Source organism: Xanthomonas sp. D-109 (assembly GCF_017746095.1).
GTDB lineage: Bacteria > Pseudomonadota > Gammaproteobacteria > Xanthomonadales > Xanthomonadaceae > Xanthomonas_A > Xanthomonas_A sacchari.
On record NZ_JAGHWV010000008.1, the window covers coordinates 234,328 to 254,258 of the forward strand.

Genomic DNA, 19,931 nt, shown 5'->3' on the forward strand with positions numbered 1-19,931 from the left:
CCCTGGTGGCCTGCTGGTATTCCAAGTCTTATTCCCAGGCCTCTCGTAGCGCAGGGCGCATGATGCCGGTTGCGCCCAATCGCATTACCCGCCTGGTCGGATCACTCCCTCGGGCGAAGGGCCGGGGTAGCAGGAAGAGCGGCTTTTCCGATTCCCCAATCCCGATTCCCCATTCCCGGCTCCTCTACTCCATCCCCAGCTTCTTCAGCTTGTAGCGCAGCGCCCGAAAGGTGATGCCCAGTTGCGCGGCGGTGCGGGTCTTGTTCCAGCGGTTCTCTTCCAGCGCCTTCTGGATCGCGGCGCGTTCGAGTTGCTCGATGTAGGACGGCAGGGCGGAGGAGCTGGGGTCGATGTCGACCACGCCGCGAGGCAGCGCCGGGGCGGCCTCGGCGGCGCTGCGGGCGTGGTTGCCGGGTTGCGGCAGGCGCAGGTCGGTGGCGCTGATCTGGTCGTCCTCGGCCATCGCCAGGGCGCGTTCGAGGATGTTTTCCAGTTCGCGCACGTTGCCGGGGAAGGCGTAGCTGCTCAGGGCGTCCAGCGCCGAGGGCGACAGCAGCGGGGTGGGGCGGCCGTGGCTCTTGGCCAGCCGCGCCAGGATCGCCGCGGCCAGTTGCGGCAGGTCGCCGCCGCGCTCGCGCAGCGGCGGCACGCGCAGTTCGATCACGTTGATGCGGTAGTACAGGTCGTGGCGGAAGCGGCCCTCGGCGACCAGGTCGGCCAGGTCCTTGTGCGTGGCCGAGAGGATCCGCACGTCCACCGGCACTTCGCTGGCGGCGCCGACCGGGCGCACCGATTTCTCCTGGATCGCGCGCAGCAGCTTGACCTGCATCGGCAGCGGCAGTTCGGCGACCTCGTCGAGGAACAGGGTGCCGCCGTGCGCGGCCTGGAACAGGCCGGCCTGGTCGGCATGGGCGCCGGTGAAGCTGCCCTTTTTGTGGCCGAAGAACTCGCTTTCCATCAGTTCGGCGGGGATCGCGCCGCAGTTCACCGGCACGAACGGGCCGGCGGCGCGGGCGCCCTGTTCGTGGATGGTGCGCGCGACCAGTTCCTTGCCCACGCCGGACTCGCCGAGGATGTAGACCGGCGCCTGGTTGCGCGCGACCTTGGCGATGGTGCTGCGCAGCGCGTCCATCGCCGCCGAGGCGCCCAGCAGGCGGCTGGCCTGTTCCGGGGCCGGCGGTGGTGGCGCGGCGCGGCTCTCGTTGTTGAGTTCCAGCGCATGCTTGACCAGGCCGCGCAGCACCTGGATGTCCACCGGCTTGCTGACGAAGTCGAAGGCGCCGGCCTTCAGCGCCTCCACCGCCAGGTCCATGCTGCCGAAGGCGGTGATCATCGCCACCGGCGTGCGCGGGTAGTGTTTGGCGATCTCGCTGACCAGTTCGATGCCGTTGCCGTCGGGCAGGCGCATGTCGGTGATGCACAGATCGTAGGGATTGCTCGCCAGCAGTTCGCGCGCTTCGGCGAGGTTGGCGGCGGTGCTGATGCGCAGCCCCATCCGGCCCAGGGTCAGGACCAGCAACTCGCGGATGTCGCGCTCGTCGTCGACGACCAGGGCGCTTCGGGTTTCGTTCATGTGCAGGGAAGATAGCGTAGGAACCGGGGCGTGCGCCAATTTACCGGCGCCGGCCGCGCGCTGGCGGAGCGATTCTCACCTGTCAGCCGCTGAGCATGGCGTGTGGGCCGGGCAGGGCGACGCGGAAACAGGCGCCGCCGGCCGGTACCGGCACGTATTCCAGACGCGCCTGGTTCGCCCGGCACAGCTCGCGGGCGATGTACAGGCCCAGCCCGGTGCCGTGCTCGGAGGTGGTGAAGAACGGCCGGAACAGCTGTGCCGCCACCGCCTCGGGAATGCCGGGGCCGCGGTCCATCACGTCGACGATGGCGTTGTGTTCCTGCAGCGCCACGCGCAGCCGCACCCGCGCCGGCTCCTCCATCACCCGCCCGTACTTGAGCGCGTTGTGCACCAGGGCGCTGAGGATCTGGTGCAGGTGCTTGGGATCGACCAGCGCGTGCACCGGCTGCGGGGCGAGGATCGCTTCGAGGCTGTCGGTCTCGATCGACAGGGTCTGCCGGTACTCCAGGACGAAGCGGCGCACGAACGCGCCCAGGTCCAGGTTCTCCGGATTGGAGCGCTCGCGTCGGGCCAGGCCGAGCACGCTCTCGACGATGCCGTTGGTGCGCTGGCACTGCTGGTGGATGATCTGCAGCAGGCGGCGGTCGGCATCGCCGATCGCCGGCGATTCTTCCAGCAACTGCGAGGCGTAGTTGATCGCGGCCAGCGGGTTGCGGATCTCGTGGGCCAGGCTGGCCGAGAAGCGGCCCAGCGCCGACAGCGTCAACGACTCGGCGCGCCGCGACACCACCGTGGCGTCGTCCAGGAACACCAGGGTCAGGTCGCCCTCGGCCAGCAGCCGGGCGAAGCGCGGCTGCACCTCCGGCTGGTCCGGCGACAGCTGCAGTGGACTTTCGTCCTGGTTCCAGCCGTTGCGCCAGCGCTGCAGGCGCCGGGCCAGTTCCGGCGCGGCGCTGAGCAGGTCGAGCCGGCCGCTTTCGCTGTTGCCGTCGGTGTCGCCGAGCAGTGCCGACGCGGCCTCGTTGGCCAGCGTCACCCGATTCTGCGTGTCCACCACCAGCACCCCGGTGCGCATGCGGCGGATGATCAGCTCGTTGATTTCGTAGAGATTGGCCACCTCGGCGCCGCGGCGTTCGGCCAGGCTCTGGCTGGCGCGTGCGCGCTGGCCGAGGCGGTTGCAGATGTAGGCCACCGCCAGATAGCTGGTGGCGAACATCGCCAGTTCGGCCAGGCTGCGGGTGTTGTCGGCGCCGTCCAGGACGCTCCAGATGTATTCGGCCAGCGTCGCCGCCGAGGCGGTCAGGGCGACGGCGAGGCCGCCGCGCAGGCGCAGCAGCATCGCCGCGGCGGCGACGTTGAACAGCAGCATCATCGCGATGCCGGCGCTGGCCGCGGGCAGGGCGTGCGCGGCCAGGGTCGCGGCGACGATGTCGGCGATGGCGCTGAAGCCGACGATCGGCGCCAGGTGCGCCTCGTTGCGGCCCCACACCAGCAGCGCCAGTGCCACCGCCAGGTAGGCGGTGGACAGGGTGGTGGCCAGTTGCGGGTAGCGCGGCTCGCCGACCAGCACGCCGAGCGGGCTGAACACCAGGGCGGCGATCAGCCCGGCCACCAGCACACGGTACAGCGCGAAGAAATACAGCTCGCGGCGCGGGATGGACTCGATGCGATCGATGAGCGAGGCGCTGGGGGGCAAGCCGGACTCCGGGCGGGCAGCGGACGGCGCGAGTATAGGGGTGGTGCCGTCTGCGCGGATGGCGGCCGGGGCGGCGGCGGCCTGGTCGGGCCGTCGCCGCTGGGGGGCGGTGCCCGGTCGGGGCAAGAGAAGGGCGGGCGAGTGGGGCAGGGCGGGTGCGGCCCGGTGCCTGCGCCAGCCGATGATGCCGCCGCGGACCTCCGCGGCGTCCTCGGCCGGGTCGGAGCGTCGGCGCTTTTGCGCCGCCGCCCTGGGTCGGCGACAATAGGCGTCCCGTCCGTACCGCTCCCGGCCGCCACTCAGGGCCCGGATCGCTGCGGGACGGCCGTTCCTTTTCCCACGGTGACGCATGAATTTCCACGAATATCAGGCAAAACAACTGCTTGCCGAGTACGGCATCCCGGTCCCGGCCGGCAAGGTCGCGGCGACTCCGGAAGAAGCGGTTGAAGCCGCCAAGTCGCTGGGCGCTGGCCCTTGGATGGTCAAGGCGCAGATCCACGCAGGTGGCCGCGGCAAGGCCGGCGGTGTCAAGTTCTGCAAGACCACCGACGACGTGAAGGCCGTTGCCGAGAAGCTGCTCGGCACCAAGATGGCCACCTATCAGACCGCCGGCGTCGAGCTACCGATCAACCTGGTGCTGGTGACTACCGCCGGCGAGATCGTCAAGGAGCTGTACCTGTCGGTGCTGGTTGACCGCGGCACCCGTACCATCAGCTACATCGCATCGAGCGAGGGCGGCATGGAGATCGAACAGGTCGCCGCCGAGACCCCGGACAAGATCCACACGCTCAACGTCGACTTCGTCGAGGGCGTGCAGGGTTACCACGGCCGCGACATCGGCTTCAAGATGGGCCTGACCGCCAAGCAGGCCGGCCAGTTCGCCAGCATCATGGTCAACCTGTACCGCATCTTCAACGAGAAGGACCTGGCCCTGGTGGAGATCAATCCGCTGGCCATCCTGGACGACGGCAACCTCTACGCGCTGGACGGCAAGTTCAACAGCGACGACAACGCCAACTTCCGCCACAAGGAACTGGTCGCCATGCGCGACAAGTCCCAGGAAGACGAGACCGAAGTGACCGCTTCGGAGCTGGACATCAACTACGTCACCATGGACGGCAACATCGGCTGCATGGTCAATGGCGCCGGTCTGGCCATGGCCACGATGGACGTGATCAAGCTCAACGGCGGCGAGCCGGCGAACTTCCTGGACGTGGGCGGCGGCGCCAACAAGCAGCGCGTGATCGAGGCGTTCAAGCTGATCCTGTCCTCGGACAAGGTCGAAGGCATCTTCGTCAACATCTTCGGCGGCATCGTCCGCTGCGACATGATCGCCGAGGGCATCATCGCGGCGGTCAAGGAAGTGGGCGTCAAGGTGCCGGTCGTGGTGCGCCTGGAAGGCACCAACGTGGAAGAGGGCAAGCAGCTGCTGCGCGACAGCGGCATGGCCATCATCCCGGCCGACAACATCAACGACGGCGCCAAGAAGGTCGTTGAAGCTGTCAAGAACGCCGCCTGATCCACGACACCAAGGAACTCCAATGTCTGTTTTGATCAACAAGAACACCAAGGTGATCGTGCAGGGCTTCACCGGCCAGCAGGGCACCTTCCACGCCACCCAGATGATCGAGTACGGCACCCAGGTCGTCGGCGGCGTCACGCCGGGCAAGGGCGGTACCACCCACATCGACCTGCCGGTGTTCAACACCGTGGCCGATGCCGTGCAGAGCACGGGCGCCGACGCCTCGGTGATCTACGTGCCGCCGCCGTTCGCGGCCGACGCGATCCTGGAAGCGGCCGCGGCCGGCATCAAGGTCATCGTCTGCATCACCGAAGGCATCCCGGTGCTGGACATGCTGCGCGTCAAGAACGTGCTGACCCGCTCGCATCCGGACACCGTGCTGATCGGGCCGAACTGCCCCGGCGTGATCACCCCGGGCGAGTGCAAGATCGGCATCATGCCGGGCCACATCCACAAGCCGGGCAAGATCGGCATCGTGTCGCGTTCGGGCACGCTGACCTATGAAGCGGTCAAGCAGACCACCGAAGTCGGCCTGGGCCAGTCCACCTGCATCGGCATCGGCGGCGACCCGATCAACGGCCTGAACTTCGTCGACTGCCTCAAGCTGTTCAACGAGGATCCGCAGACCGAAGGCATCATCATGGTCGGCGAAATCGGCGGCGACGCCGAGGAAGCCGGTGCCGAGTACATCGCCAAGCACGTCAAGAAGCCGGTGGTCGGCTTCATCGCCGGTGCCTCGGCGCCGGCCGGCAAGCGCATGGGCCACGCCGGTGCGATCGCCTCGGGCGGCAAGGGCACGGCCGAAGGCAAGTTCGCGGCGATGGAAGCCGCTGGCGTCAAGACCGTCCGCTCGCCGGGCGACCTGGGCGCGGCGATCGCCTCGCTGGTGAAGTAAGCCGCATTGCTGTCTTGGCGCACAGCGCCACAGCCGGCATGCGTCGAAAGGGCCCCGCACGAGCGGGGCCTTTTTCGTTGGTGGCCAGGGACCCCTCCGCGCTGGCGTCGATGCGGCGACAGGGGAATCGCCGCGCGGCCGGTCGTGGCCCGGCGCGCGCGGCGGCGAGCGCATCAGGCGGCGATCCCGTTCTCGGCCAACGCGACCGCGCGAAGTTTTTCCCGGTCCGGGGCGAAGGGCATGGTGTCCACGGCCCGTTGCAGGGCGAGCCGCGCGTGCGCCAATGCGGCCTCGCGCATCGGCGGGTGGCCGCTCTGCGCGATCGCGGCGAACGCCTTCTGCAGGCGGATGCCGACTTCCAGCATGCCCGCGGCGTCGCGGGCGATCGGCTCGAACACGTCCTCGAACATGTCGGCCTCGTCCAGCGCAGCGACGCGCACGTTGTCGAAGCGCACCTCCGGTGCCTGCGCCTTGGCGCGGGCGTGCGCCCAGCCGCACAGCAGGCGCACGCAGGTGGCGATCACGTCGATGCAGGTGCCGGGATCGTTGATCGCCGGCGACATCGCGCGCTGCCCGATCTCGGCAAGCATGACCAGGCCATAGCGCGGATCGTTCTCGATGCGCCTCGCCTCGCCCAGACTGATCGCCTCGCAGAGGCGCTCCCGAACGCTGTCCTCCGCCGCGCCCTCGACCGCCAGGATGGGCCGCACCGGCGTGGCGAAGGTGCCGGGCTGGCACAGCACGTGGACGATCAGCGCGTGTTCGCGGGCCAGCGCGTCCAGGCGCGCCACGTCGATATGCTCGACGTAGCCGATGCGCGGACTGTGCAATTGCCTGGCATGCTCGGGTAGCGGCAGGCTGCATGGCGCCGCCCCCAGCAGCGGGTCTTCGGCGCGGCGGCGCATCGCATCGCGGGTGGCCAGTTCCACCAGATCGATGGTCTCGCCCAGTCGACCGAAGCGGGAGAACTGCTCGATGGCCCGCAGCAGCGTCACCGTGATGACCGTAATGACCGCGATGGTGGCGCCGAACAGCACCAGCCGGCCGCCCTCGCCATACAGACCGGTACTCAGCGCGATCAGCCCGACGATGGAGAACAGGAACGCGCCGATGAAGGTGGCCAGGGCGCCTTGCGCACGGGTGTCCTCGATCAACAGCCGGGCGGCGCGCGGGGTGGCGCTGTTGGAGGCGGAGCCGTAGGCGGACACCATCGTCGACAGCGAGAACGTGGTGACCGTCAGCATCGAGGCGGCGAGGATGGCGAGGATGTTGCCGACCGAGTCGGCACCGATCCGCGTCGCCAGTCCCTCCGGAATCAGGAACTTCAGGAACGCGCCGGCCAGTGCGGTGATGACGCCGAGCGCGCCATACAGCGTGGAGCGGAACCACATCCGCTTGCTGAGCTTGCCGAGGGCAAGTCTCCATCGGGTCAGCATGGTGCCGCGCTCCTGGTGGTGGGGTGGTGGGGGCTGGCGCACTATCGCGCGGTAGGCGCGCAAGCCGGGTCAACGCCGTCGCAGTAGGCGCGCGGAAGGCGCCGCGCTTACGCCGTGGGTGGCCGCTGTCGGCGCCACCGTTCGTCCCTGCGGCCCGCCACTGGTCACCGGCATGGCCGTTTCTGTCCCTGCTGCGCTGCCAGGGACCGACGCGGTGCCGATACTGCCGCCACTTTCTTCGGCAGCGACAGGAGCGGATGCGTGATCAGGCGATGGCGGGCGGCGGTATGCGGGGCGGGCATGGCGATGGGCATCGGTGGCCTCTGCGCGGCGGCGCCGGGCGACTGGGCCAGTTATGCCGGCGCGCCCGGCGGCGGGCAGTATTCGCCGCTGACCCAGATCACCCCGGACAACATCGGCCGGCTGCGCATCGCCTGGTCGTTCCGCACCGGCGAACTCGGCGCGGGCCTGCCCGATCCGGAACGGCGCCGCTTCGAGGCCAATCCGCTGGTGCTGGGCGGGCGCATGTACCTCACCACCGGGACCGGCATCGCCTTCGCCCTGGATGCGACCAGCGGCCGCGAATTGTGGTCGTTCGATGCCAAGGTCGCCCGCAACAAGCACTACAGCGACCCGGCCTCGCGCGGGGTGAGTTTCTGGCGCGACACGCAGGCGACGGCGGGCGCGTGCCGCGAGCGCATCGTGTACGGCACCCTGGATGCGCGGCTGATTGCGCTGGACGCCGCCGACGGCAAGCCCTGCGCCGAGTTCGGCGAGGACGGCACGATCGACCTGCATGCCGGCATCGACGTGCACGACAACGCCAGCGATGCCTGGGCCAACTATGCGGTGACCTCGCCACCGGTGGTGGCCGGCGACGTGCTGGTGGTCGGCAGCTCGATCGGCGACAACCGCGGGCATGCGCTGGAGCAGGGCGTGGTCCGTGGCTACGACGCGCGCAGCGGCCGCGAGCTGTGGCGCTGGGATCCGGTGCCGCGCGATCCGGCCAAGGCGGCTGCGGCCGGCTGGCAGCCGGAGCAGGCGGCCACGGTTGGCGGCGGCAATGCCTGGGCGCCGCTGTCGGTGGATCCGGCGCTGGGCCTGGTCTACGTGCCGACTGGCTCGGCCAGCCCCGACTACTACGGTGGCGAGCGCCTGGGCGACAACCGTGACGCCGACTCGCTGGTGGCGCTGGACCTGCACAGCGGCCGCCGGGTGTGGGCGCAGCAACTGGTGCACCACGACCTGTGGGACTACGACCTGGCCTCGCAGCCGGTGCTGACCACGGTGCAGACCGCGCAGGGGCCGCGCGCGGCGGTGCTGCAGGCGACCAAGACCGGCTTCCTGTTCGCCTTCGATCGCCGCGACGGCACGCCGCTGTTCCCGATCAGCGAGGTGCCGGTGCCGGCGTCCGACGTGCCGGGCGAGCGCACCTCGCCGACCCAGCCGATGCCCGAGCCGGGCTTGCGGCTGGCACGGCATACGCCGCTGACCGCCGCCGATGCCTGGGGGGCGACGCCGGGCGCGCGCCGCGAATGCGCCGCGCTGATCGCCGGGTTGCGCTCGGAAGGCCTGTTCACCCCGCCCAGCGTGCGCGGCACGATCGCGCTGCCGGGCTGGGCCGGCGGGGTGAACTGGGGCGGCATTGCGGTGGATCCGCAGCGGCAACTGGCGATCATGCCAGTGTCGGACCTGCCGATGCAGGTGGCGCTGATCCCGCGCGAGCAGTTCAGCGAGGCCGAGTACGCGCGCCATCCGGACCAGCAGTTCAACGACATGCAGGGCACCCCGTACTACATGCGCCGCGGCATGCTGGGCTCGTCCCGCGGCGTTCCCTGCGTCAAGCCGCCCTGGGGTCGGCTGGTGGCGGTGGACCTGCGCACGCGCAAGATTGCCTGGGAGCGCCCGCTCGGCACCCTGGAAGACAGATTGCCGTGGCTGCCGCTGGAGGTGGGCACGCCGCTGCTCGGCGGCGCGGTGACCACGGCCAGTGGCCTGACCTTCATCGCCGCGGCGGCCGATGCGCGCCTGCGCGCGCTCGACAGCGCCACCGGCAAGACCCTATGGGAGGCCAAGCTGCCGGCCGGCGGCCAGGCCACGCCCTCGGTCTATGCGGTGGGTGGCCAGCAGTATGTGGTGATCGCGGCCGGCGGCCGCGAAGGCATGGGCACAATGGGCGACTACGTGGTCGCCTATACGCTCGACGGCACGGGCAAGGAGGTGGTGTTCCAGCATGGCGTCGGCGTGCGCATGGCGGTGCTGGGTACCGTCGCGCTCGGGTTGTGCGCGGGAGTGGCGATGCTGGTACGGCGTTGGCGCCGGCGGCGCCGTGCGCGGACTGGCGCTGGCGTCCGCTGAAGCGCATGGCGGTGGCTGGCCGGCGCTTCGGGGTTGATGCAGTCGGGACTGAAGTCCCTCCCACAGTGACGCCTCGGCACGTGCTGTCCCTGGAGTGAGCGCGGCTTCGGCGGCGACGCGCGGCGCATGCGCCAGCGATTTCTATTGGTCGTGCATGTTGCTCGATCGTGGGAGCGACTTCAGTCGCGACGCGGGGTGCCTGGCCAAACGGCTTTCTCGGGCGCGCGCAGCAGAGAGAGCGGCCTGCGGCATCGCTGCGGCTGTCGCCATGTGCGCATCCAAGATGCGGCTTGCACGGGCTGCACGCCGCATTCCAGCGCAGTGGCATGCGCATCACCGGCCGCAACCCGGCACAGCGCTACACTGCGCATGGCGCCGCGCGATGCAACGGCGCCGCGGCAGGTGCGATGCGCTCGCGTGGCGCCTGACGGTCTTCCATCCGTTCCTGCAAGGTTGCCTATGTCCGCCTCCCTCCGCCTCGCCATGGCCCAGTTCGATTTCCCGGTCGGCGCCGTGGCCCAGAACACCGACCGCATCATCGCCTTGATCGAGGAGGCGCGCGACGAGTATGGCGCCGACGTGGTGCTGTTCCCGGAGCTGGCGGTGAGCGGTTATCCGCCGGAGGACCTGCTGCTGCGGCCGGGCTTCCTGGCCGACTGCGAGCGCGCGGTGCAGCGCATCGCTGCGCAGGTGCGCGGTATCGTCGCGGTGGTCGGCTGGCCGCAGAGCGCCGGCAGCGTGGTCTACAACGCCGCCAGCGTGCTGCGCGGCGGCCGCATCGAACGCACCTATCGCAAGCGCGAACTGCCCAACTACGCGGTGTTCGACGAGCGCCGCTACTTCGATGTCGATCCCGACGGCGAGAACTGCGTGTTCGAGGTCAAGGGCACACCGGTCGGCCTGGTGATCTGCGAGGACCTGTGGTTCCCGGAGCCGCTGGCGGCGACCGTGCGGGCGGGTGCGGAACTGGTGCTGGTGCCCAATGCCTCCCCCTACGAACGCGGCAAGCATGCGCAGCGCGACGCGCTGCTGGCCGAGCGCAGCCGCGAGAGCGGCGCGGCGCTGGCCTATCTCAACGTGGTCGGCGGCCAGGACGCGCTGGTGTTCGACGGCGCCTCGGTGGTGGCCGACGGCGACGGCACCGTGCATCCGGCGGCGGCCGCCTTCACCGACCAATGGCTGGTGGTGGAGTACGACACCGCCGCGCGCCGCTTCGCGCCGCTGCGCTGGACCGACGACGGCGACGAGAGCATGGATGCGCTGGCCTGGCGCGCGGTGGTGCGCGGGCTGCAGGACTACTGCGCCAAGAACCGCTTTTCCAAGGTCTGGCTGGGCCTGTCCGGCGGCATCGATTCGGCGTTGGTGCTGGCGATGGCGGTGGACGCGCTGGGTGCGGACAATGTCACCGCAGTGCGCCTGCCGTCGCGCTATACCGCCGATCTGTCCAACGACCTGGCTGCGGACCAGTGCCGCGTTCTCGGCGTGAAGCTGGAGACGGTGGCGATCGAGCCGGCGTTCGAGGGCTTGCTGAGCGCACTCGGTCCGCTGTTCGCCGGCACCGAGCCCGACGTCACTGAGGAGAACCTGCAGTCGCGCAGCCGCGGCGTGATCCTGATGGCGCTGGCCAACAAGTTTGGCGGTCTGCTGCTGACCACCGGCAACAAGAGCGAGTACGCGGTGGGCTACGCCACCATCTACGGCGACATGTGCGGCGGCTACGCGCCGCTGAAGGACCTGTACAAGACCGAGGTGTTCGGCCTGGCGAAGTGGCGCAACACGGTCGGCGGCACGCCGGTGATCCCGCCGGCGGTGATCGCGCGGCCGCCCTCGGCGGAACTGCGCGCCAACCAGACCGACCAGGATTCGCTGCCGCCCTACGATGTGCTCGACGGCATCCTGTACCGCTACGTCGACCAAGAGGAATCGCGCGACGAGATCGTCGCCGCCGGCTATGCCGCCGAGGTGGTCGACCGCGTGGTGCGGCTGGTGCGCATCAGCGAATGGAAGCGGCACCAGGCTGCGCCGGGGCCGAAGGTGTCGCGCCGCGCGTTCGGCCGCGAGCGGCGCTATCCGATCAGCAACGGGTACCAGGCCTGACGCAGTCGTCGACCTGGCATCTGCCTTCATCTGTAGGAGCGGCTTCAGCCGCGATGGGCCTTGCTGGTAAGGCCCGTCGCGGCTGAAGCCGCTCCTACGAGAGATGTTACGAGGTGGGTCGTTGACAGGATGACGCCGCAGCGCACGCTGCAGCCGCTTTTGCTAATCCCCAATCCCGAATCCCCAATCCCGGCCTTCAAACCACCTGCAACAACCGCAGCCCGAACGCATCGTCCTGCGCATTCCAGCCATGACTGACGCGCAGGCCGGCTTCGGCGGCCATCGCCGCGAAGCTCTGGTCGGTGTACTTGTGGCTGTACTCGACCTGCATCGCTTCGCCGTCGGCGAAATCGAAGCGGCGCCCGGCCACGGTCACCGGCTGCGCGCGCTGGCTGACCAGGAAGGTCTCGATGCGCTGGCGCGTTTCGGAGTACACCGCATGATGGCGGAACTGCGCCAGGTCGAAATCACTGCCGATTTCGCGGTTGAGCCGGCGCAGCAGGTTCAGGGTGAATTCGGCGGTGACACCGGCGGCGTCGTTGTAGGCAGCCTCCAGCAGCGCCGTGTCCTTGACCAGGTCGATGCCGATCAGCGCGCAGCCGTCCGCGCCCATGGTCTGGCGCATCGAGCGCAGCAGGGCGATGCCGTCCTCGCGGGTGAAGTTGCCCAGGGTCGAGCCGGGGAAGAACACCAGGGTGCGGCGCGCGCCGCGCTGCGGCGCCGGCAGCGCCACCGGTGCGGTGAAGTCGGCGCACACCGGCAGCATCTGGATGTGCGGGAAGCGCTCGGCCAGCCGCGCGGTGCTGGACATCAGCATGTCGCGGGAGATCTCGATGGGCGTGTACGCCACCGGCATGCGCAGGCCGTCCAGCAGCAACTGGGTCTTGCGGCCGCTGCCGCTACCCAGTTCCACGACATGCGCGCCGGTGCCCACCGCCTGCGCAATCGACGGCATCCGCGCTTCCAGCAGGTCCAGCTCGGTGCGGGTCAGGTAGTACTCGGGCTGGCGGGTGATCGCCTCGAACAGGCGCGAGCCTTCGGCGTCGTAGAAATACTTGGACGGCAACTGCTTGGGGCTGCACGACAGGCCTGCGATGGCATCGGCGGTGATGTCGTCCGGCTGCGGATGCAGGTCGGTCAGGGCGGCTTCGGTCAGGGCACGGGCGGTTGCGGCATTCATGCGGAATCCTTGGCCAGGCGCACGCCGGCGAACTGCCATCGCGCATCGGAGGGGAAGAAGTTGCGGTAGCTGGCGCGGATGTGGTCGTGCGGCGTGGCGCAACTGCCGCCGCGCAACACCCACTGCGCGTTCATGAACTTGCCGTTGTATTCGCCCAACGTGCCCGACCATGGGCGGAAGCCGGGGTAGGGCAGGTAGGCGCTGCCGGTCCACTCCCAGACATCGCCGAACAGCTGCTGCAGACCGGTGTCGGCCGCTGCTGCCGGCTGCGGGTGCAGTGCATCGGTCTCGACGAAGTTGCCGGCGATGGCGACGCCGGTGGCGGCTTGTTCCCATTCCGCCTCGGTCGGCAGCCGCACGCCAGCCCAGCGCGCGAAGGCGTCGGCCTCGAACAGGCTGAGATGGCACACCGGTGCATGCGGATCGCGTTCGCGCCAGCCGCCGAGGGTGAATTCGCGCGCGCCGTCGGCATGCCAGTACAGCGGGCGCTGCCAGTCCTCGGCGCAACGCTTGGCCCAGCCGTCGCTGAGCCACAGCCCGACCGTGCGGTAGCCACCATCGGCGACGAACTCGGCGTATTCGGCATTGCTCACCGGGCGGCTGGCCAGCGCATGCGCCGGCACCAGCACGCGATGCCGCGGCGATTCGTTGTCGTAGGCGAAGTCGGCATGCGCCGGCCACGGCGCGGCACCGATCTCGCCGATCTGTTCGTCGCGCTGCAGCCAGCGCAGCGCAGAAGCGGGCGCGTGCTGGGTCGCCAGGTCGGCACGATAGGCCGGACCCAGCGGATTGCGCCAGAACGCATGCTTGATGTCGGTGAGCAGCAGTTCCTGGTGCTGTTGTTCGTGCTGCAGGCCCAGTTCCAGGATCTGCAGCGTCTGCGGCTCCAGCGTGCCGGCCTGCAGCTGCGCCAGCACGCGGCTTTCGATCTCCGCGCGGTAGTCCAGCACCTGCGCCAGCGATGGCCGCGACAACAGGCCGCGATGCGGCCGCGCATGCGCCGGACCGATGCTCTGGTAGTAGCTGTTGAACAGGTAGTCCCACTGCGGATCGCGCGCGCGGTACGCCGGATCGGCGCCGAGCACGAAACGCTCGAAGAACCATGTGGTATGTGCCAGATGCCATTTGGCCGGGCTGGCGTCGTCCATGCTCTGCACCATCGCGTCTTCTTCGCTCAGTGGCGCGGCGAGATGACGGCTGCGGTCGCGCACGCGGCGCAGGCGCTCGGCCAGCGTCGCGGCGGACGCGATGGGCGAGGGCGGTGACGCCGGAGAGATCGCTTGCATCGACGCAGTCTTAGCGCTGGGGCGTGAACGGACCGTCACGCGTCGCGGACCGTGGCGTTACCCTAGGCACATGTCTACGATCGCCTCGCGCCACGCAGCCGGTCTGGCGTCCACCGGACAACTGGTCGACCTTGATGCCGCGGCGGATGCCTTCGCCCTGCCGGCCGGGGTGCGTTACCTGGACGCCGCCAGCAAGGGGCCGCGCCTGCACCGGGCACTGGCCGCCGGGCAGGCGGCGCTGGCCGAGTCGATCGCGCCGTGGACGCTGTCCTTCGATGCCTGGCGCGCGCAGATCGAAGACCTGCGCGCGCTGGCCGCAGCCACCGTGTTCGCGGGCGACAGCGAAGGCGTGGCGATGGTGCCCTCGGCCGCCTACGGCCTGGCCATCGCGGCGCGGCAGGTGCCGTTGGCGCCCGGCGATGCGGTGCTGCTGCTCGATGGCCAGTTTCCGTCCAATCTGCTGGCGTGGCAGCAACGCTGCGCCGAGAGCGGCGCACACCTCGCGGTGGTGCGGCCTGCGCCGGGCCAGGACTGGACCGAGGCGGTGCTGGCCACGCTCGACGCGCAGCCGCGCGTGCGTGTGGCGACATTGCCGAATGCGTATTGGCGCGACGGCGGTCTGCTGGATCTGGATCGGATCGCGCCGCGCGTGCATGCGGCCGGCGCGATGCTGGTGCTGGACCTGAGCCAGAGTCTCGGCGTGCTGCCGGTCCGGCTGGACGCCTGGCGGCCGGATTTCGTGGTCTCGGTCGGGCACAAATGGCTGCTCGGGCCGATGGGACTGGCGTGGCTGTGGGCCTCGCCGCACTGGCGCGCGCACGGCGTCCCGTTCGAGCAGCACTGGCAGGCGCGCGATCCGGGCGGCGACTGGCAGTTCCCGGCCGAGGCGCCGCCACCCTACCGCAGCGGCGCGCGCCGCTTCGATGCCGGCGGCGTGGCCGATCCGCTGCGCCTGGCGATGGCCAACGCGGCGCTGCAGCAGGTGCAGCAGTGGCAGCCGGCACGCATCGCGCAGCGGCTCGGTGAACTTGGCGCGGCGTTCGATGCGGAGCTGCAGGCGCTGGGCGCAGGCGACTGGACCGTGCCTGAGCACGCGCCGCATCTGTACGCGCTGCGTCCGCCGGCCTCGACGATGCCGGTGTTGCTGCCATGGCTGCAGCACGCACAGGTCATCTGCACCCATCGGCATGGCGCGCTGCGCATCGCGCCGTACATGCAACTGACGCCCGAGGCGATGCGCGACCTGGCGCGCGAGATGGTGACGGTGGTGCGCGGCTGAAGGCACGCGTGTGCGAGCGTCGTCTGTCCGCGGCCGACGACAGATCCGAATCGTCGATCGTGTTGAGATGCATGCCTTCGTTCGTCGCGGCTGAAGCCGCTCCTACGGCATGCATGCCGCTTCTGGCGTAGGAGCGGCTTCAGCCGCGACCTCCATGTCGGTGTGAGTCGTGTTGCCACGGGCCGGCACACGCTCAACTCTCCAGGCGCTGTACCTGCTTCACCGCCGCGCCGCCAGGCGCAAGCCGCGCGGGGTCAACACCCGTTCCAGCAACTCGAACAGGCCCTGGACGAACAACGCCAGCAGCGCGGCCGGCACCGCGCCTTCCAGGATCAGGCCGAGGTCGTCCAGGCGGATGCCGGTCAGGATCGGCTGGCCGTAGCCGCCGGCGCCGATCAGCGCGCCCAGGGTCGCGGTGCCGACATTGATCACCGCGGCGGTCTTGATGCCGGCGAGGATGGTGCGCAGCGCCAGCGGCAGTTCGATCCGCCACAGCCGGGTGCCCGGCGGCAGGCCGAGTGCGGCGGCGGTCTCGCGCAGCTCGCGCGCAATGCCGGTGATGCCGGCGTGGGTGTTGCGCACGATCGGCAGCAGGCTGTACAGGAACAGCGCGGCGATCGCCGGTTTGGCGCCGATGCCGAACAGCGGGATCATGAACACGAACACCGCCAGCGACGGCAGCGTCTGCAGCACGCCGGTCAGGGCCAGCACCGCCTGGCCGAGCCGTGGCCGATGCGCGGCCAGGATGCCCAGCGGCAGCGCCACCAGCAGGGCCAGGCCCAGCGACAGCCCGACCAGCGCCAGATGCTCGCGGGTGCGTTGCAGCAGCCGCGGCAGGCGGCCGTCCTCGGCCGGCGCGGCGATGCCCAGCCAATGCGCGGCGATGGCGCTCTCGGCGCGCTTGCGGAGCTTGGCCTCGGCGTTGAGCCGCTGCATGGTCGCCGCGTCGATGCGGCCGCCCAATCCCTGCAGCGCCTGCACGAAGCGCGGCGCGCGCTGCGCCAGGTCGGCGCGGTACAGGAACACCGCGGCGTAGCGCGGGAAGTAATGCCTGTCGTCCTGCAGCACCAGCAGGTCGTGCGCGGGGATCTCGGCGTCGGTGCTGTACAGGTCGGTGAGGTCGATCGCGCCGCTGTCCAGCGCGCGGTAGGCGAGGTCGTGGTCCAGACCGGTGGGCGTCTGCGGCAGGCCGTAGGCGTCGCGCACGCCAGGCCAGCCGTCGGCGCGCGAGACGAATTCGTTGCTCAGCCCGAATTTGAGCGTCGGATGTGAGGCCAGGTCGGACAGGCGCACGATGCCCAGCGCCTGCGCGCGTTGCCGGCGCATGCCGAACGCATAGGTGTTGTCGAAGCCCAGCGGCGCGCTCATCGCCAGGCCGCGCTGCGCCAGCGCCCGCCGCAGCGCGGCGTCGTCGGCGCCGGGCATGTGCAGCAGTTCGGCGGCCAGGGTGCCGGTGTACTCGGCGTAGGCGTCGATCGAACCGTGCTCCAGCGCACGCCACAGGATGCGGGTGCCGCCGAGTTGGCGCCGGTGCTCGACCTCGACGCCGGCCTGGCGCCCGGCGCCGGCGGCGATCTCGCCCAGCACTACCGCTTCGGTGAAGTTCTTGGAGCCGACCACGACCTTGGTGTCGGCGGCGGCCGGCAGGCTCAGCAGACTGGTTGCTGCACCGAAGGCGAGCAGCGCGACCGCGCGCAAGTGCGCGCCCAGCGACGTCATCGCGCATCCTCCAGGGTGCGCTGCGCCTGCAGGAACTGGCGGACGAACGTATCGGCCGGCGCCTCCAGCAACTGGCGCGCGCTGCCTTCCTGCAGCACGCGGCCGCTGCGCATCAGCACCAGGGTGTCGCCCAGGTAGGCGGCCTCGGCGACGTCGTGGGTCACCAGCACCACGGTCTTGCCGAGCAGCGCGAACAGCTCGCGCATCTGCGTCTGCAGTTCGTGGCGCACGATCGGGTCGAGCGCGCCGAGCGGTTCGTCCAGCAGCAGCACCGGCGGATCCAGCAACAGCGCGCGGATCAGCCCCACGCGCTGGCGCTGGCCGCCGGACAGCTCGGCCGGGTAGCGCGCCAGCAGCGCTTCCGGCAGCCGGCACAACTCGGCCAGCTCGTGCAGGCGCGCGGCGATGCGCGGCCGCGTCCAGCCCAGCGTGCGCGCCAGCAAGGCGGCGTTGTCGCGCGCGGTCAGGTGCGGGAACAGCCCGCCTTCCTGGATCACGTAACCGATGCGCCGGCGCTGTGCCAGCAGGGTGGCGCGGCGCAGCGGTTCGCCCTGGAAGCGCACCTCGCCGCCATCCGGCCATTCCAGCCCCAGCAGCAGGCGCAGCACGCTGGACTTGCCGGCGCCGCTGGGGCCGATCAACGCGGTGGTGCGGCCGGGGGCGATGCAGAGATCGACCCGGTCCAGCGCCAGCATGTCGCCGTAGCGGCGGGTGACCCGATGCAGTTCGAACATCGCCGCAGCATAGCCGCAGGCGGCGACCACGCCGCGCGAAGACGCGGCCGCCTCAGTGCGCGGCGTCGGTCAGCAGGTCCAGCGTCGGCTTCGGCCGGCTCAGGTCGTACATCAGGCCGAAATGCGCTTCCGCGCCCTGCTGGTCCGGCTGGTCGAGCAGTTCGTAGAGATTGATCTCGGCGACCACGTCGGCATAGTCGCTGCGCAACGTCTGCAGCAACTCCGCCACGCTGTCGTAGCAGGCGCCGTCGCCGGGATGGCCGCTATCGGTGTTGCCGGTGTAGATCTCGGCGCAGTTGAGCTCGTTGACGTAGACCTTGGTGCCGTATTTCTGCGCGGCGGCGCGCAGTTGTCCGAGATACAGGTCCATCCAGTAGCCGCGCTCGCCGTGGAAGGCGTAGTAGTGGAAGCTGATCCGGTCGAAGTCGAAACCGGCGGCCTTGGCCTGGTCGAGGAACCACAGCGAGCCGTTGCGGTCGCCGGGGCAGCGCGCGGTGGCCGAATGGTCGTCGCTGTTGCAGGCGGTGATGTTGATGGTGAACTGCAGGCCGGCGCCCAGCTCGTCGGAGGCCTGCTTCATGCCGCGGTACATCGTGGTCATCGCCGCGATCCGCGCCGGCGCGGCGGCACGGTCCAGGTCCTGCTCGTTGCCGATCTCCCAGACCTTGATGTCGTTGGCATAGCGGCGCGCCAGCGCGTAGCCGATCTCGCGCGACATCGGATACACCATCGGCCGCAGCGCGATGTTGTACTGGCGCGAGAGCTGCACCAGCCGGTCGAGCACGGTGAAGTTGCGCGGGTCCACGTCGAACCGGTAGCTGCGCAGGTTGCGCTGATCGAGCAGGCGGAACACCGCCTCGCTCTGGCTGAGCGGGTAGGCCTGGCGACCGTCGTGGCCATTGACCCCGTACACGATGGCCGCTGCCGCGGCGGTCGGGAGGGCGGCGGTGGCGAGGACGGCGGCGAACAACCACGGCAGCGGGCGCAGGATGGGCATGGGCATGGGTCCCAGCGGATCGGCACGGAGGAGGTGTGCGGGCAGCCTAGCAAGCCTGCGCAGCGGCCTGGCCGACAATCGCCCGGATTGGGGCATGCGTCGCAGTCCGCAGCGCCAGGCTGGCCCGGCGGCGTTGCGCTGCGGCGCGGCGTTCGCGGCGTGTGCCGGTTCGGATCGGTTCGCCTTGCAGGGAGGCCGCAGCGATCGCCCTCCAGAACGCGACAGGGGCCTTGCGGCCCCTGTCGGTGTGCATCCTGCCGGCGCGGTGGATCAGCGCTGAATCTGCGAGTTGGACTGTCCGGTGGCGGCGGACTTCTCGCCGGCGAACGGGTTGAGCTTGCGGATCATCCACGGGTACTTCGGCCAGTTGCCTGTCAGCCACGGGTGCTGCGGATCGTTGAGTTCGAGCACGCGGCGCGCGTCGGCGGCCAGGGTCTTGTTGCCGAGGTGGGTGTAGGCATCGGCCAGCACCGCCACCGCGTCGTTCTGATACGCGCTCTGCGGGTAGGTCTCCAGCAGGTAGGTGGCGCGCGAGGCGGCCGACACCCAGGCGTCGCGGCGCAGGTAGTACAGCGCGTTGTCCAGCTCGTGCTGTGCGAACACGTTGCGCAGGGCGATCATGCGCGCACGCGCGTCGGCGGCGTAGCGGCTGTTCGGGTAGCGCTCGGCGACGGTGTTGAAGTCGGCGTAGGCCTGCTGCGGGGTGGACAGGTCGCGGCGGCTGGGATCCAGCGACCACACGCGGCGCAGGAACACCGTGTCGCGGTTGGAGTTGGACAGCCCGCGCAGGTAGTACATGTAGGCGATGTTGCGCTGAGTCGGATAGGTGCGGATGAAGCGGTCGATGGTCGACACCGCGTCGTCGTGCTTGCCGGCCTTGTACTGGGCGTAGGCGCTCTCGATCATCGCCTGCTCGGTGTAGTTGCCGTACGGGTACTGCGCGATCAGTCGCTTGAAGCTGCTCTCGGCACCGGCCCAGTTGCCGGTCTCCATCTGCCCGTGCGCCTTCTGGTAGAGCTGCTCCACCGGCATGCCTTCTTCGGGGTTCTTCTTCTGACGGTGGCAACCCGTCGCCACGACCAGCGTGACCAGCAGCAGGGCGATGAAACGGACGTGCGCGGACAGCGGGACGGAGCGTCGGATCATGGGTTCGGGCGCG

Annotated in this window: 14 protein-coding genes; 5 read left to right on the forward strand and 9 right to left on the reverse strand. The window is 70.0% G+C overall.

Annotation, left to right across the window (positions count from 1 at the left end; all coding sequences use genetic code 11):
* Nucleotides 1-184: 184 nt before the first annotated feature.
* Both J7357_RS09205 and J7357_RS09210 read right to left on the reverse strand, forming a co-directional pair.
* Nucleotides 185-1,573 carry a sigma-54 dependent transcriptional regulator gene (locus J7357_RS09205; protein WP_209245885.1) on the reverse strand — a complete coding sequence of 463 codons (1,389 nt, stop codon included), beginning with the start codon at nucleotides 1,571-1,573 and terminating at the stop codon, nucleotides 185-187.
* Nucleotides 1,574-1,655: 82 nt separating this feature from the next.
* Entirely contained in the window at nucleotides 1,656-3,269 is a 1,614-nt protein-coding gene (locus J7357_RS09210; protein ID WP_209245886.1) for an ATP-binding protein, read from the reverse strand.
* A gap of 349 nt (nucleotides 3,270-3,618) precedes the next feature.
* Here J7357_RS09210 and sucC point away from each other — a divergent pair, with 349 nt between their 5' ends.
* Nucleotides 3,619-4,788, forward strand: a complete 1,170-nt coding sequence (gene sucC, locus J7357_RS09215; protein ID WP_010342227.1) for an ADP-forming succinate--CoA ligase subunit beta — start codon at nucleotides 3,619-3,621, stop codon at nucleotides 4,786-4,788.
* Nucleotides 4,789-4,810: 22 nt separating this feature from the next.
* Nucleotides 4,811-5,686 (forward strand): succinate--CoA ligase subunit alpha, encoded by an 876-nt coding sequence (gene sucD / locus J7357_RS09220; protein WP_010342226.1) that lies wholly within the window; start codon nucleotides 4,811-4,813, stop codon nucleotides 5,684-5,686.
* A gap of 173 nt (nucleotides 5,687-5,859) precedes the next feature.
* Here sucD and J7357_RS09225 read toward each other — a convergent pair whose 3' ends face one another.
* The gene (locus J7357_RS09225; RefSeq protein WP_209245887.1) at nucleotides 5,860-7,122 is read right to left on the reverse strand and encodes a DUF2254 domain-containing protein; all 1,263 of its coding nucleotides are present in this window, start codon (nucleotides 7,120-7,122) and stop codon (nucleotides 5,860-5,862) included.
* A gap of 261 nt (nucleotides 7,123-7,383) precedes the next feature.
* Here J7357_RS09225 and J7357_RS09230 point away from each other — a divergent pair, with 261 nt between their 5' ends.
* Both J7357_RS09230 and J7357_RS09235 read left to right on the forward strand, forming a co-directional pair.
* On the forward strand, nucleotides 7,384-9,480 hold the full coding sequence (locus tag J7357_RS09230) for a pyrroloquinoline quinone-dependent dehydrogenase (RefSeq protein ID WP_343237403.1): 2,097 nt from the start codon (nucleotides 7,384-7,386) through the stop codon (nucleotides 9,478-9,480).
* A 459-nt stretch (nucleotides 9,481-9,939) separates the two neighbouring features.
* Nucleotides 9,940-11,577, forward strand: coding sequence for an NAD+ synthase (locus J7357_RS09235; RefSeq protein WP_209245888.1), 1,638 nt, complete (start codon nucleotides 9,940-9,942; stop codon nucleotides 11,575-11,577).
* 196 nt (nucleotides 11,578-11,773) lie between these two features.
* Here the strand turns inward: J7357_RS09235 and egtD are convergent, their stop codons facing one another.
* Together egtD and egtB are read right to left on the reverse strand one after the other, a co-directional pair.
* Nucleotides 11,774-12,757, reverse strand: a complete 984-nt coding sequence (gene egtD / locus J7357_RS09240) for an L-histidine N(alpha)-methyltransferase (protein ID WP_209245889.1) — start codon at nucleotides 12,755-12,757, stop codon at nucleotides 11,774-11,776.
* Nucleotides 12,754-14,043, reverse strand: a complete 1,290-nt coding sequence (gene egtB / locus J7357_RS09245) for an ergothioneine biosynthesis protein EgtB (RefSeq protein ID WP_209245890.1) — start codon at nucleotides 14,041-14,043, stop codon at nucleotides 12,754-12,756. The genes egtD and egtB overlap by 4 nt, the downstream gene beginning before the upstream one ends.
* Before the next feature lie 70 nt (nucleotides 14,044-14,113).
* Here egtB and J7357_RS09250 point away from each other — a divergent pair, with 70 nt between their 5' ends.
* Nucleotides 14,114-15,322 carry an aminotransferase class V-fold PLP-dependent enzyme gene (locus J7357_RS09250; protein WP_209245891.1) on the forward strand — a complete coding sequence of 403 codons (1,209 nt, stop codon included), beginning with the start codon at nucleotides 14,114-14,116 and terminating at the stop codon, nucleotides 15,320-15,322.
* A gap of 219 nt (nucleotides 15,323-15,541) precedes the next feature.
* Here the strand turns inward: J7357_RS09250 and J7357_RS09255 are convergent, their stop codons facing one another.
* The 4 genes from J7357_RS09255 to J7357_RS09270 form a co-directional block, all read right to left on the reverse strand.
* A complete protein-coding gene (locus J7357_RS09255) occupies nucleotides 15,542-17,041 on the reverse strand; it encodes a glycine betaine ABC transporter substrate-binding protein (protein WP_209245892.1) in 1,500 nt (499 codons plus the stop codon).
* Nucleotides 17,038-17,775 carry an ATP-binding cassette domain-containing protein gene (locus tag J7357_RS09260; RefSeq protein WP_209245893.1) on the reverse strand — a complete coding sequence of 246 codons (738 nt, stop codon included), beginning with the start codon at nucleotides 17,773-17,775 and terminating at the stop codon, nucleotides 17,038-17,040. Before J7357_RS09260 ends, J7357_RS09255 begins: the two co-directional genes overlap by 4 nt.
* Before the next feature lie 52 nt (nucleotides 17,776-17,827).
* Nucleotides 17,828-18,778 carry a hypothetical protein gene (locus tag J7357_RS09265; protein WP_209245894.1) on the reverse strand — a complete coding sequence of 317 codons (951 nt, stop codon included), beginning with the start codon at nucleotides 18,776-18,778 and terminating at the stop codon, nucleotides 17,828-17,830.
* A 264-nt stretch (nucleotides 18,779-19,042) separates the two neighbouring features.
* Nucleotides 19,043-19,918: an outer membrane protein assembly factor BamD gene (locus J7357_RS09270; RefSeq protein WP_209245895.1), complete on the reverse strand. Its 876-nt coding sequence runs from the start codon at nucleotides 19,916-19,918 to the stop codon at nucleotides 19,043-19,045.
* Nucleotides 19,919-19,931 lie beyond the last annotated feature (13 nt).